The 15186-nt window shown below is 46.2% G+C and carries 9 protein-coding genes; 3 read left to right on the forward strand and 6 right to left on the reverse strand.

Features of this window, described 5'->3' with window-relative positions; genetic code table 11:
• The first annotated feature begins 1 nt into the window (after nt 1).
• Entirely contained in the window at nt 2-1015 is a 1014-nt protein-coding gene (locus tag OB236_RS20235) for a response regulator transcription factor (RefSeq protein WP_262685622.1), read from the forward strand.
• Nucleotides 1015-2817: a cache domain-containing sensor histidine kinase gene (locus OB236_RS20240; protein ID WP_262685623.1), complete on the forward strand. Its 1803-nt coding sequence runs from the start codon at nt 1015-1017 to the stop codon at nt 2815-2817. The genes OB236_RS20235 and OB236_RS20240 overlap by 1 nt, the downstream gene beginning before the upstream one ends.
• A gap of 608 nt (nt 2818-3425) precedes the next feature.
• On the opposite strand, the gene OB236_RS20245 is transcribed toward OB236_RS20240, so the two are convergent.
• From OB236_RS20245 to OB236_RS20255, 3 genes are all read right to left on the reverse strand, one after another.
• Nucleotides 3426-5669 (reverse strand): M56 family metallopeptidase, encoded by a 2244-nt coding sequence (locus OB236_RS20245; protein WP_262685624.1) that lies wholly within the window; start codon nt 5667-5669, stop codon nt 3426-3428.
• A 35-nt stretch (nt 5670-5704) separates the two neighbouring features.
• A complete protein-coding gene (locus OB236_RS20250) occupies nt 5705-6103 on the reverse strand; it encodes a BlaI/MecI/CopY family transcriptional regulator (RefSeq protein WP_076228944.1) in 399 nt (132 codons plus the stop codon).
• A gap of 162 nt (nt 6104-6265) precedes the next feature.
• Nucleotides 6266-7369 (reverse strand): NAD(P)H-binding protein, encoded by a 1104-nt coding sequence (locus OB236_RS20255; RefSeq protein WP_262685625.1) that lies wholly within the window; start codon nt 7367-7369, stop codon nt 6266-6268.
• A gap of 154 nt (nt 7370-7523) precedes the next feature.
• On the opposite strand from OB236_RS20255, the gene OB236_RS20260 reads away from it, so the two are divergent.
• Nucleotides 7524-11459: a chondroitinase-B domain-containing protein gene (locus OB236_RS20260; protein ID WP_262685626.1), complete on the forward strand. Its 3936-nt coding sequence runs from the start codon at nt 7524-7526 to the stop codon at nt 11457-11459.
• 42 nt (nt 11460-11501) lie between these two features.
• Here OB236_RS20260 and OB236_RS20265 read toward each other — a convergent pair whose 3' ends face one another.
• The 3 genes from OB236_RS20265 to OB236_RS20275 form a co-directional block, all read right to left on the reverse strand.
• Nucleotides 11502-12386 carry an AraC family transcriptional regulator gene (locus OB236_RS20265; protein ID WP_262685627.1) on the reverse strand — a complete coding sequence of 295 codons (885 nt, stop codon included), beginning with the start codon at nt 12384-12386 and terminating at the stop codon, nt 11502-11504.
• Between the two features lie 381 nt (nt 12387-12767).
• On the reverse strand, nt 12768-13664 hold the full coding sequence (locus OB236_RS20270; RefSeq protein WP_262685628.1) for a DMT family transporter: 897 nt from the start codon (nt 13662-13664) through the stop codon (nt 12768-12770).
• Between the two features lie 4 nt (nt 13665-13668).
• The gene (locus OB236_RS20275) at nt 13669-15180 is read right to left on the reverse strand and encodes a monooxygenase (RefSeq protein ID WP_262685629.1); all 1512 of its coding nucleotides are present in this window, start codon (nt 15178-15180) and stop codon (nt 13669-13671) included.
• Between the last annotated feature and the right edge of the window lie 6 nt (nt 15181-15186).

Raw genomic sequence — 15186 nt, forward strand, 5'->3', positions numbered from 1 at the left:
CATGAAGCATATTCTGGTTGTAGATGATGAGCCGCTTATACTCAAAGGTCTTGTTGTCATGCTGAAGCAGCATTCGCATACCTTTGATTCCATTCGAACAGCCAGTAACGGCTTGAAAGCGCTCCAAATGATTGAGGAATCGATGCCTCAGCTGCTGTTTACGGATATCCGGATGCCTAAGCTGGATGGTCTTGAGCTATGCAAGCAGGTTCATGAGAAATACCCTTTGATTCAAAAGGTGATCATATCCGGATACAGTGATTTTGAATATGCGCAAGCCTGCATCTCCTATGGGGTTAAGGAGTATGTGCTGAAGCCGTTTATCCCCTCCAAAATTCATAGCCTGCTGGATAAGCTTGTGTACGAAAGCCATCATGCTGTATTTTCCATATCTCGATATGAGGAATGGATCGACAAAATTGTCGAAGCGATCTGGGCCTTGCGGATTGAGGAGGTTGAGCTGCATTTGGAGCAGTTAAGGTCGTATTGCAGTACGGCCTCGACCTCCGATTCGGATTTCATTCAGCTGTTGAAGGACTGCCTGACGATGCTCAAGAAACGTTTATCCGTCAAAGGCTTTCACCCGCAGGGTGAGGAAATCTCGGACGCTGCCGATAAATTGCAATATTTTGCACAGCTTCAAATACAGATCCTGAAAATGATTGATGAGCTGACCCTACAGCGGGGTGGACAGGATTTGATGCAGAAGGCCAAGTACTATATGGATGCTCATATTACGAAAGACTTGTCGCTTGAGGATGTGGCCGAATATCTCGGGATTACGCCGCCTTATCTAAGCCTGCTGTTCAAAAAGGTGCACAAGGAAAACTTCGTTCAATACCGGATTATGAAACGAATCGAGCTGGCCAAAAAGCTGCTGGAAATTCCGCACTATCGGACTAACGATATTGCTTACGAGGTAGGCTATGAGAATTATCCGCATTTTTCACGCATGTTTAAGAAGGTCACCGGATTGTCGCCCTTGGAATACCGACATATGATGGGAATCAAATAATGAAGCCAACGCTCGCCAGAAGTATTTTTGCCTATATTGCATCTGTTGTCATCATCACCGCGGCTTCGATCGGATTTTTCTCCTATCATATTTCGTCCAAGAAGCTTAGTGAGCAGAATGAGCAGCATCTTAAGGAAATCGTCTCGAATGCGGTCAATCATACCGATTTGTATTTGAAATTGTATGAGCGGGCCCATCTATCTCTGTTCACCAATACGGACGTTAAAAAATTTCTCGATGCGCCTCCACAGGGAGATTACGAGTATTATGAGTTTACGAATAAGCTGAAGGTTAATGTGATTGATCCGCTGTTCATCAAATCTCCTGAGATCATGACGGTATATTTGATCGATTACAACCATAACTGGGTGTATTATGAGAATCCGGCGCTGAAGCCGATTGCCGATCCGCTGCCTGAGGTTACACTGGAGGAGCTGGATAAAGAAGCCGATGCGCAGGGGAATCTGACGATTATTAACAATAGCGTGTTTGCCGGGAGCAGCAATCAGTTTATTACGTTGGCACGAAAAATCCACGGTGAGGTGTTTAACGAATTCAAAGGGATATTGGCGATTGAGATCAAATCGAATGAATTTTCAACGCTATGGCGAGGGATCAACCTTGGACCCAACGGGTTCTTTTCCATTGTCGATAATGAGGGACGGATCGTTTATCATCCGGATAAGAAGCAGATCGGCAGCTTTGTTGACAAGCAGCTTTTGAGTAAGCTGGAGTCGAACCCATTGGAATCGTTCATCGATGCATCCGGTGGTGAGGAGCGAATGGTGGTCAGTCTGAAGTCTGCATACTCCGGCTGGAATTTGATGGTGTCGATGCCGACTGCAGATATTAATGAGCCGCTTTCGAGTATTCGGATGTCTTCCATCTGGGTGGGAGGCATTACACTGCTGATCGCTTTGCTGCTATCGTACCGATTTGGCCGCAACATTACCAAGCCGATTCAGATATTGAAAAAGGGCATGCGCCAAACCGAGCAGGGCAATTGGGTCAAAATCCCGCAGCTTCGAACTCGTAATGAGCTGGATGAGCTGATTGAACGATATAATTTGATGGTTGTGAGCTTATCCGAGCTGATGGATACGTTATACCGCACTGAATTAAGTAAAAAGGACGCCGAGCTGGAGCATCAAAAGGCGCAATTGCAATCCCTGCAGCTGCAAATCAATCCTCATTTTCTGTACAATACTTTTGAAAATATTATTTGCTACGCTGTAATCCAGCAATCCGAAGAAATCACCGAAATTGTTGATGCCATCGCCTCCATGTTTCGTTATTCCGTACAAACCGATATTGAAGAGACGGCTATCGTGAATGAGCTAAAGCATGTGCTCAATTATATGACGATCATGAAGCATCGCATCGGTCGGGAGTTTGAGCTGGATGTGCGGATACCTCCACAGTTCTTTTTGAAGAAAACAGTCAGGCTGACGCTGCAGCCTTTAATTGAAAATATTTTTCAACATGCCTTTGCGGATGGTTTGGAGGAGCATCATTTTATTCGGCTGGATGCCTGGATTGAGGACGATGATTTGGTGATGGTGGTTGAGGATAACGGAGTGGGCATAGCTCCTGATCGTCTTGCTGTTCTGCAGAGTCAGCTGGATACGAACCAACTGGCTGAATCCAATCTGTCTGGTGGCAAGGGGCATGGCGGGATTGGCATGATGAATGTGCACCGCAGAATTCAGCTGGTATTCGGAGAGAAATACGGCTTATGTATGGAGAGTGAGCAGGGTAAGGGTACCCGCTTGTTCATTCGTTTTCCTGATCTGGCAACGTGAAACGTCCAATGCTCTTGTGTAGAGCACTGGACGTTTTTGCTTAATTATACGAGCTCCTCATCTCGGGGATGGGAATCTAATAAACGAAGCGTGGTTAGAAATACTGTAAACCACGCCCCCATAACAAAAATAGCAAAGAACGAATTTAGGACTAGGTACTCGCATAATATGGAACGAAGTAATTATGAAACATTATGGAGGTCATGTTAATGAGTTTTCAATATCCAGCAACACATCATCAGGTTTTATATCAGGCAGACCCGGGTGTAGTACACACATTAAGAACAATTCGTAATCGTATACATCATATCTGCAGTTCTCATGTTAATCGTTCAGTTCGTATTCAGACAATAGACGGTCATGTTTACGAAGGTGTAATTGTAAATTGTGATTCAGCCCATATTTATTTAAGAGTTTCTAATCCCGGAGTACATCGCGCATTTTTTGGGCCTAGTGACGCTGCAATCCTTACTTTAGTTCTATTCGAGTTGCTTGTCATAGTTTTGTTGTCATAAAAGGTGCAACACACCTTCATTGGTAATCATAGAGATTCTCTTCTCTCCACGCTGCTTAGTTTTATATAGGCTACTCAATGAGGCCTTATATGTCTACTTCAAATTGTTAAGGTCTGCGGCCTTTGCGTTTATCAAGTAAGCTACAATCTCATTGTGTTGTGATTCATTTTCCTTAAACATCACTTGAAAGCACACATCATTTTCTATCCAGAAATAGCTTACCAAATCCGTCTCATACGCATTACTTAATGGACCGTCGATTTTGTACTTCTCTGTTTGGAGCACTTCCATTCCTGCTACCTCTATGGGGCTTACCTTGACTTCATGCTTCTGCCCGTCTATACGATAGAAGTCAACATATCCGTTGTTTTTGATATCTTGATACGTATGACCGTTTTTGATTTGCTTGAGATTAAAACTGTTTACATTACGATTGTTATTGTCAGTCTTTTGGTATCTAATACTGAGAAGTCTTGTATTCTTATCCTCATCGTCTATTGGAAAGCTGAAGTTGACCTTTTTGGTGACAAAAGCATTCATTGCTTGAAATTGTCCGAATAGCTGCAGCGGAAATTTAGGTGTAAATCCGATTAATTCCGGAGCCTGCTGTAAATCATCCGTATCATAGATTTGAATGTTCAACATATAGTCGCTTGTATAACGTTCATTCATCTGTTCATCAGGATATTTCATGGATTCTATCATCATAAGGAGCTCTTGATTTGAAACGCTCCCATGAAGTTGGTACTGGATATCCTGGTCCTGCCATATATAGTACAGCTTTTCTCGCTTTTCTGAACCTACTGTCACTTTTAAAGCGTCCATTTGATCAATGATCATGGGGTCTTTCTTTATTTCAAATTCAAATTCACTTATTTTAAGCTGTTGTTCGGATTGCTCAATTTTCGCATAAGCGGCTTCCAGTCCGTTTCCACCATACACCGCGTTTAATTCAAAATTTCCATAATGTTTGTTTCCTTTACGAGCTTCGTAATAAAATGATGCCTGGGTTAACTTGCTTTCTTCAGGTTGTTTCGCTTTCAAGTGTACGCTCTCAAATTTGTAGTCCTCAGGCACAAAGTCAGGGACTTTAAACTTAAAATCGGCAACTCGAGCAGCCTTGTCCAATCGATTATAATCACGGAATGGGGAATCAAACAGAATTCGATCTTTCATAGCCGTTTCGGCTGCTGCAAGTGTGTTATCCGTACTGATCGCCAGGAGCGGATTGTGAGAATTCGTTAACGTCACAGCAGCCAGGATCGCCATGACTATGATCGCAATCGCTGATATTTTATAAGAGCCTTTTTTAAAAGACTTGATCATTGTCATCCTCCTAACGATTTGGTTATGGTTGTTCGATTCATGAAAATACAGCAGGTTCGGCTGATTTCGTTTGGCAGAAAATCGCTTGAGAAATTCAATAATCGTCAACCCATACGGAACAGCCTCTGCTTCTCCCAGAACCTCCAATACGTAAGCATCACAAGCGAGTTCTCTGTCAGCTTTCATCATCCTGATACAAATCCAGACCAAAGGATTCATCCAGTGGATCGCAAGAATAAAGCTTCCGATTGTATTCCAAATCATATCTTTTCTTCGATAATGGGCTAATTCATGAGACAAGACATGCGAAATCTGCGAGGGGCTCAATTCCTTGCCGATTGCTTCCGGTAAATAGATCCAAGGATGAATCACCCCTGAGATATAGGGACTTATCGCATAATTGCCTGTGTATACTGGGATCGGTAACGAAATGCCGAATTTCGCTCTGCAATCATCCATAACCTGCATGATCGAAGAATCGGTTACCAATCGGAGGGTACGGAATTTTTGTCGCATCCTCATTATGCAATAGACCAGGTAGGTAAGGATGGTAACTACGCCTATAAGCCATACAGACGCAATGATTTTTAAACCGAGAGCATGTGATTGTACAGTAGCAGGTTCAGGATCTTTCATCCTTTGTGCAGATAGAGTTGGCTCCATGTTAGAGTAATCCTGACTTAACCTGCTGTTATCATTGGGAAGTAATTCATCTTGTTGGTTGGTTCTTGTTCCATTGTTAGATAGATCGATTTGCACAAAAGAAACGATACCGGCAGCAGCCTTACTCAATTCGGTTACGAACGGCACCATATTAAAAATACTGACGTCGCTGTTTGGAAAAACAGGCAGCAGCAATCGGATCAACACAATCAACCATAACGCATGTCGAATGCGGGCATTCATATAACGGTGAAATAACTTCTGAATCGATATCACCAACAAGGCAACAATACTTGCCGCAAAGGTCGCATACACAAACCAGACAAAAATGTTACATACAATATCCATAGGTTTACCTCTTTACATGTACTTGGGCAGCTTCATTATGCCTGTGGTTTGTTATCGGCTTTATCCTGCTTGTCCGTTAAAATCTTCTGCAGCTGCTCGATCTCCTTATCGGACAAATGCGCCTCCTCCAAAAAATTGGTAACCATACTGCCTGCGACACCACCAAAAACTCTTTTTATAAAAGACTGACTTTCCGCCTTAACGCATTCTTTTTCTGAAAATAGGGGGTGATATTTGTAACCTCTTCCTGATTTCTCAAAGCCGATTACTTTCTTTTTCAATAGCCTGTTCACAAAGGTACGAACAGTTTGCTCGCTCCATTGGATCTCATCGGGCAGCTGAAGCAGGATTTGCTCTGAGGTGATCGGGCTGCTTTTCCAAATGACTTTCATAATTTCCCACTCGGATTCCGATATTTTGGGAATCGTGCTCATAATGGAATCATCCTTTCTCATGATCATTCATTTACGAATGTAAATATAACCTGTTGAATTTGATATTACAAGTGTAAATGAAAAATGTCAACTGCTGAAATGTGAAAGAAATGTCTGGATACGACGAAAAAAGAGCCGCAGCAGATGCGACTCTTGGGAGTGTCAAAGGTTAGGTTGGCGGATGAGACGAAGCAGATTTTTCCTGAAGGCGTACATCACCCAGATATGTACCGTGGCCTGTGTGAATCTGTATAGGAACCAGGGCAAGGAGGGCATATAATCGTGAATCGCAACGATACATTCCTGTGTGCCTGGAATTTGCATAAACTCTAGCCTTCCGTGGTGCGACTCTTTGGTATTTGCGAACGTGCCGCCGGTAATCTGGTATACAGCACACGCCGACGTGCTTCTTGGTGAGGAATAAGTCAGCTCCAGCAGCGGCCTTCGGTCGAATACAATATAAACACGGCATACCCCGGAGTCATCGATTACGGTCCTCAGCAAGGGCTTGGCGAAACTCGACAGCCAGGACAAATAATAGGCGGCAGCCCAGGTGGCGTTCCTACCTTCCGGCACAAGGATACGCTGAACAGAACGTACATCGGATTTTATCGTCTGCTTCCGCTTTATGCGTTTCACCTCGGCTGTTTGCTTGAGCATTTCCTCATAGGTCGTGACATCGAGCCCTCCGATATCCATCGTTCTTCCGAACAGCTCTTCGTTGCCAATACTGTGCTTTAACGCGTTCAGCACTTCGGAGAGCGATGAGTTCTCAGGCTCATCAATCAGACTTGTACGAATCGTCGTCACTGGAATTCCAAAGGATTCAAGGATCTGCTGCACCTCAAGCCGACTACGCATGTGGCGGGAAAGTGCGCTCTTCTTCGTATCAGGTGGAACAAGGCCGCTCCAATACACGATCTGCTTCACGCCATTCTTTTGAGCCGCGCGTCCAAAATGCTCAGCAAGAATGACGTTTATATCCTCAAATTTGGCCTGTGTCAGCATGGCGGTGGACAGCATGGAAGGAGTCAAATATACGGCGTAATCCGCACCCTCAAGACCTTTCTCCGCGTCATCCATAGAGAAAAAGTCGCAGGACCGCCACTCCACGTGTTCCCTATCCTCTCGTTGGTCGGCATGTCTGGATAATGCGATAAATTTGGTTTGTCCTGACAATTGCTTGAGCAGGTTATATCCTATATATTCGTCCGCTCCCGTTAAAGCGATCGTTGGACGTTGATGATTCTCGTTATTTTTCTCCATGCATGATGCCCCCTTGTTGATGCTTAGTGTAACAGATCTAGGTCATGATGATGAAGCGATTAATAAATCACAAGTCAGTGTAAAATAGATCATTTGCGGATACAAGTCCTACAGCTATACTCACTATATTCTCGTAAAAGGATGGTGATTGTAGTTGAACAGTAGGCGATTGTTAAAAGGAGGGAAGCTGATATGCGTTTCACTTTGTTTGGCGCTGCTGCTTTCGGTATCGACACCTTGGATTCAACCCGATTTGGCAGAAGCGGCGCTGCCGTATCCCCTACAGGAAGGCTTTGAAGGCTACGGAACGACAGCTTCGGGGTACACATCTCCGATTGCACCGACTGCCAGCGCGAGCCAGCCGTGGGTAAACGCTGTTGGAGGCAGCACGAACTGGTCGGTGGGAGAGATTGCTTCCGGTACACCTGGCAATCATGTGTTCAATCAGACGGATACGACAACGACTTCAGCCTATGTGGTGACCAACAATTATTGGGGCAGCAATAACCCGGAGCTTACGACCGATAGCATGGAGCTGTCTGCCAAAGCAAAGATTACCGGTGCCAACAGCACGTATGCGGGGTTGGTAGCCAAATATTCCGTATCCGGAAGTACACCTAATTATTACCGATTTACGTGGAAGAAAAATTCGTCCAGCTATCAGTTTTATTTGGAAAAGGTTACGGGTACCTCCAAAATCAGCGTTCCGCAGACCTCCGGTACACCTAATGCCAGCGGGGTTTCGGTAACCAACACGCTTTTGAACCCGTCCTTTGACAGCTTCGGCTATTTGCCTCTCAAGCTCAAGGTCATTGAAAATACCGATTCCAGCTTAACGCTTGAAGGCTATTACGCATCTACGCTCGTGCTGTCCGGGACGGACACAACGCCTTATGCGACAGGCCAGGTCGGCTTGTACAGCAATGCGGGAACGATCGCCTTTGATGATGTGCAGGCAGCTACCATCAGCTCACCTACCTCTCCGGCCGTGATTGCAGCTCCCATTCATATTACGGCGACTTATCCGAGCACGGGAGCGGTTAAAGTATCGTGGGATACGGTTGATGGCGCAGCGGGTTACAATGTAAAGATGGCGACAAGCCCGACGGGTCCTTTTACGAAGCAGAATAGTACACCGGTTACGACAACCAATTACACGAAATCCGGTTTGACAACGGGGACGACTTATTATTTTGTTGTCAGCTCGGTTACGACGTCTGGAGAGGGAAGTGACAGTACACCTTCCGTATCAGGTGTTCCGAAAGCGGTTACATTACCAACGGTCACCACCACAACCCAGCTTACTGCTGCGCTCGCATCGGCAGCGCCGGGAGACATCATTTTACTTGAAAACGGCAATTATGCAGGTGCATCCTACACAGGCTTGAATGGAACTGCAGACAATCCAATCGTCATTGTGGCCCGTAACAAAGGGATGGCGAAGTTTACATCGACCGGACTTAAATTCACCACGAGCTCTTATATTACGCTGCAGGATTGTGAATTCACGATGACGGCTTCTACGTGGATTCGTTTGACAGGCTCCCATCATATCCGTGTGTCGAATAACTACTTTCATTCGCCTGCCACGAGCAGCGCGACCGGACCCAAAACCGATTGGGTCTATATTGATGGAGCCGGCAGCCATCATAATCTAATTGACCATAATTTAATGGAAAATAAGCTGGATACAGGAAAATTTATTTTGTTCGACGGCGTTTCAGCGGCAAGTGCTGTAACCAAGGAAATTACTCAATACGATACGGTGGAGTACAACATTTTCCGCAACACGCTTGGACGTCAGGAGAACGAATCGGAGAGCATTCGGATCGGGGTATCGACATTGGTGCATCTGGACGCCCATACGACGATTCAATACAACATCTTTGATCATTGCGATGGCGATCCCGAGATTGTTTCGGTCAAGAGCGGCGCGAATATCATACGGTACAATTATTTTATTGAATCGTTAGGCTCCTTGTCACTTCGGGCTGGCAACGGCTCCAGCGCTTACGGCAATATGTTCATCGGTAATGGTCGTACAGAGCTTAACCCCGACCCCTACGGTGAAAATCTGGGGACAGGCGGCATCCGCATTTATGGCGAGAACCATAAGGTGTACAACAACTATTTTCAAGGCTTGACAGGCAGCAGCTTTGATGCGGCCATTACGTTTACGACTGGCGACAAGGATGACTTGATGACGAATTATCCCACTTACCCGGCTCTGCATTACATAGCCAAAAATGTCGTTGTAGCCAATAACACGCTGGTCAACAATTATGCCAACATTGAACTGGGGCTTGTTCGTTATGGGCTGCCTCCCACAAATCTGACCTTTGCCAATAACATCGTAGTCGGCTCACAAAAAGAGCTGATCAAGATCATGACTCCCATCCCGGGTCTGACATGGTTGGGCAACATCATGTTCCCGCAAAAAAATGTGCCGCTCATAACCGGCAATTCGGCATCACTGACCTCATCCGAGGTTAATGTTGCTTACCCGCTGCTGAAGGATGAGGTGCTGCAGCATGATGCCAAGCAGTACGCCTGGCTGTGGACCTCATCCAGCTATACCAGGCTGAGAACGATTGCGTACAAAAAGCTCGGCTCGGCAAGCACGGCCATTAACGCATCCGCAGGCAGCTATGGCAGCGGAGGGACGTATTCTTATGTCAATGAGGATATGGATCGTGAGCCGAGGACCGGCATCCCTGATGTCGGAGCCGACGAATACTCGGCAGCGGGTCTGCCAGCGGATACAGCCAACCCGACATGGAGCGGCTCGACTCCGGTTTCAGTGACAAGCATCGCCCCTCGTCATGCAACTATCAGTTGGACAGCGGCGACAGATGATACGAGGATTACTGCCTACCATATTTATCAGAATAATCTGAAAATCGATACGACCTTTGGAGATGTAACGAACTATGAGGCTTTTGGCTTGCAGCCAGGAACCACCTACACGTTCAAGGTAGAGGCTGTGGACCAGGCGAATAAAACGGTCATGAGCGGTAATACGGTCAGCGCATCGACACCAGCGCTTACGGGGATTGTAGCTTCGGAGGTTCCTGTGCAGATTGCGCTGGGTGGCACTTCGAAGCAGCTTAAGGTTATCGCTACTTATGCCGATCTGTCTACGGAGGACGTAACTGCAGGGTCAACCTATACCAGCAGCAGTCCTGGGGTGCTGACCGTTTCCACGAGTGGATGGGTGACAGCAGCAGCCTTGGGCAGCTCGATTGTAACGGCTGCATATGATGGATCAACGTCGCCGCCCTTAACTCTCAAGGTCAACGCTTCAGCGCAAACCAATTTGCCGGTCACCGCTGATACGTATGTGGATAACATTACAGCTGCCAATGCCGACACGAATTACAGTACAGCAGCTACGATGGAAATTAAAGGAGACGGAACCAAACGGAGAGCCGGATATTATAAAGTTAATTTGCCAGCCCTGAGTGATCGTATCGACACGGTGCAGCTCAAGCTGTACGTCACCTCTGCCGGAGCGGGTGGGGATTTACAGCTGCATGGTCTACTCGATGATTCGTGGGTTCCGACTACGATTACCGCTAGTAATCAGCCCGAAAGGGCAAGAACGGACGCTGCTCTGGGAGTGTTTTCACCAATTACGGCGGGCAGCTTCGTGACCTTTGATATTACACCGTTCTATAAAAGCCAGTCGGACGGTGTGCTCAGCCTCCGGCTGACGAATAAAACGGGCGGAATCGCGGTCAAAGTCGCTGGTCTCGAAGGGACCACTGATACCCGGGACCCGGTAGTCATCTACACGACGATTAGCAATCCGACGGCTGTGCCAGCGACACCAGCCTCGTTGACGGCAGCAGCAGTCGGCGGGAAGGTAAACCTGTCGTGGAACGCCTCGGCAGCAGCGGACAGCTATAAGGTGCTGAGATCTACGAATGGTACGAGCTACAATGTGATCATTACCGGAGCGGGAACGACTACATCCAACGGGTACACCGATACGAGTGTGGTCAGCCGAACCACTTATTACTACAAGGTCGTCGCTTCCAATACTGTTGGTGACAGTACGGCTTCGAATGTTGTGACCATTGTTCCTTAAAAGAGGAGGGGTGGCGCGCGGCAGCATTAGAAACGGTCACTCTTACGGAAACAGCCGCTTCTGGTGCTGGCTGTCACGGTAATCTCTGGCGCCCATTCCTTTTACTTTATGGAAGATGCGGCAGAAGCTCGGATACGAGCCGAAGCCCGCTTCCACCCATACCTCTGCGATCGGCATATCTGAGGAAAGCAGCAGACTGCAGGCATGACGAACACGCAGCTCATGGAGGAAATCGACAAAGTGAATACCGTACTGTTTATGAAACAAGTCACTGAGGTAAGCTGGAGTGATGTGAAAATGCCGGGCTACCTGTGCGAGTGACAACGGCTCCATGTACTGCTGGTACATGTATTGAACGATGGATGTCACGAGCTTGGCTTTTGCAGATACGCCGGTGGGAGGGACAGCTGGATCATCTGCTGACGGTAATGAGCGGTAACGAAGGAACAGTGCCAGCGCTTCAAGCAGCTTTCCTTTCAGAACCAGATGCTTGTAGGGGATATCCGCTTCAAATTCACTCAGCGCCACGTCAAGTAAATGGCATATGCGGGTCCTGTCGCTTCCAGGAACCATTACAAACGAGCGAGAACTATCTTCCTGAACGGTTAGCAGATGTGCCAGACCAAGCTCTGCTTCCTTTCCTTCCGTCAGCAGATCGATAGGAAAATTGCAGGTATATAGGGTCAGCGATTCACCAGGAGTGGATCGAAAGCTGTGTATGTGAAAAGGCAGTAGTAGGACAAAGGTTCCCGGAATCATCGGATGCTCGCTTCCATTAATGATTTCGAGACCGCTGCCTGCGGAAACGTAAGAAAGCTCAATAAAGTCGTGTCGATGCGGAGCCACCGCTTGATACGATTTTTTTTTCATGTAAAAGGGAAACAGGGTCTGACGGTTCGGATATTCAAACAGGTAGTCGGGATACATGGAGCGGCCTCCTTTACTCGTAATCTCATTATAAAACAAATCCTCAGTTAAAAATATGAGAGGTTTATTAGTAAAGCCAGAAGCTCTTATTTGCTTGAGCCGTTCCATATAATAGACGATGCGAAGACAAAGTTAGCACAAAAAGGGACTAAAGCCAGTTACGGAATCGTAACCAGCTTTAGTCCTCCTGCTGCGTTTTCGCAGGAAAATGCTTTCAAAGCCTCGCCGTGAAGCGACCGGAGCAGAGTGATAAAAGGAATATACCGGAATAAAGAGGTTTGCCTAATTGGAAGAGTACCTAGAATGAGCGTTCGAATCTTAACCACCAAGCTACCTAAAAAGAGACGATATATTATGAAGCTAAATATGCCGCGGCAACAATCAAGTAGTTGAATTAGTTCTTGTTTCTTGAGTCCCTATTGTTAGAACGATTCCTGTTACGACAGATAAAACGCCAACTATTTGAAATAATTGTATTTTATCTCCTGAAAATGCTGAAATTGTCAAAGTTGAAATTGGAACAATATTAAAAAACATTGAAGTTCGGTTTACTCCAATAGCGGCAATTCCTTCATTCCACCACAAATATGCTAAGACCGTGCAGAATAAAGACATGAAGAGAACTGACATCCACGCGCTTACTGGGCTGACTGATCCTACTGTGTTGACTTGAAATGCGATGAAAGGTAAGTAACATATCGATCCAACCAGCATTGTAGTAGCTGTTGTGGCGAGTGGAGAACTACTCCGGATATATTTACGCCCGAGTATCCCATAAATAGCCCAAAGAAAGGCAGCTAACAGGACATAAAGTGCTCCATACGACACTGATTCCAACTCGAGAAGCGACCCATTAGTCAAAACAAGCCAGACTCCGATAAGAGATACTACAAATCCGGCCATTTGCCGAGGAATTAAACGTTCACGCAGTACCAATACAGACAATAACAACGTCAAAAACGGACTAGTGCTCGAAATTAATGATGTATAGAGTGCGTTCGTATCTTGTAATCCTTCAAATAAGAGAATATTCATTACAAAAATTCCGGAAACACCCATCAACACATGAATCAGTAGATCTGCCTTGACAGTTGACCAAGATGGCCGTTCTTTAATCAAATAAATTGTAAACATACATACGCCTGCAATCAGGAAACGCCAGGCCGCGACTTGAATGGGAGACATAACCTGAATAGCAATCTGTCCAGCATTGAAGTTCGCCCCCCAAAATACGGCTGACAATGTTAGTAAAACGTATGTGATTCGTTTGTTTCTCATTGTCTCATACCGTCAGAAGGCCCTTGTACTCACCGCACCAGCGGTGAATTCCCTGCTTTATAATATCCTTTGATTGCGTTTCCGTATGTGATATGGCCCATGCCACATAGCCGTCTGGACGAATTAGCGCCGTGTGAACGTCCTTCCATTCGGAATAATTCTCTTTAATAGACGCGCGTATAATTTGAACATGTGGCAAATTCAATCCTCTAATCGCTTGCTCAAAACCTTCATCAGCAACAAAATTGAGAAGAACAAAGCCTCCGGCACGGAACAAATCATATGCTGAGCAAGTACCGCCGTCCAAGTGTAAATTCAATGCAGGAAAACGTACTCCATTTAGTGGATGCTCCGGTGCCTGATTGTCCGTCTCATACCGAATATTGAATGCGGAAATTTGGGCGGCTAATTGTGCATTGGCCTCTGGTACCTGTAACAGATCGGATAACATAGCGCGCAATTCTATCATCCGGGGAGAGAACTCTCCTCCCATAAGAAAGGTTTGAACAATTGTATTTTTTAAAAGCGCCGTGTTTATGGGGAAACGTTCATTATGATAGCTGTCTAAAAGCCATTTTGGAGCCCATCCTCGCAGTGCAGCAGCCAACTTCCAACCGAGGTTCACGGCTTCTTGGATGCCAACATTCATTCCTTGGCCACCAGCTGGAAAATGAATATGAGCTGCATCACCCACAAGGAATATACGGCCTTCACGGTATCGATCTGCCTGCAATGTCGCGTTGCCGTAACGAGACAGCCAACTCGGGCTACGCATGCCAAGATCGTTACCGATCATACGTTCTACACTTGAACGCAGTTCTTCGAAGGTAACCGGTTCTTCCTTTGGAACGCTTTTTCTCTCCGCATCAATGAGGACAATTCTGTACATTCCTTTTGCCATGGGTACGACCATGAGCTGACCATACTCATTGTAGCTGGAAAGTACACCAAATTCGGGCGGATTATCAAGCTCCACATCTCCAAGCATGCCCGTTAAAGTCTCGCTTGTCCCTGTAAATGGTATTCCGGCTTGCTTGCGGACCAAACTCCTGGCGCCGTCTGCTCCTACCAAATAATTAGCCGTAAGCTTAAATTCCCCTTGCGTTCCTGAAGCAACGATTGCAACTCCTTCTTCATCCTGCCCTACCGATATGACTTCCACTTCTCGACGGATATCTGCTCCTAGGCTAATAGCCCATTCTTCCAGCACCTTCTCCGTATCGTGTTGAGGGATGTAAAGAGTATAGTTTGATGAGGATTTTAAAACAGAGAAATCTAAGCGCGTATCCAGAGCTGCAAAGTGTCCTGTGGGCAGGGGCTTTCCATTAAGCTTGTCTTTTAAACCACGTAGATCAAGTTGCTCTAGAGTGCGAGGGTGAGCAGTCAAAGCTCTAGACTGTGATATCGTCGACTTTAACCGCTCGAGAACGCAGTTTTTTACTCCTGCTAAAGCAAGTTCTCCAGCAAGCGTCATACCAACCGGTCCACCACCTACGATAATAACTTCATAATTCATATGGTC

It is taken from the genome of Paenibacillus baimaensis (assembly GCF_025567575.1).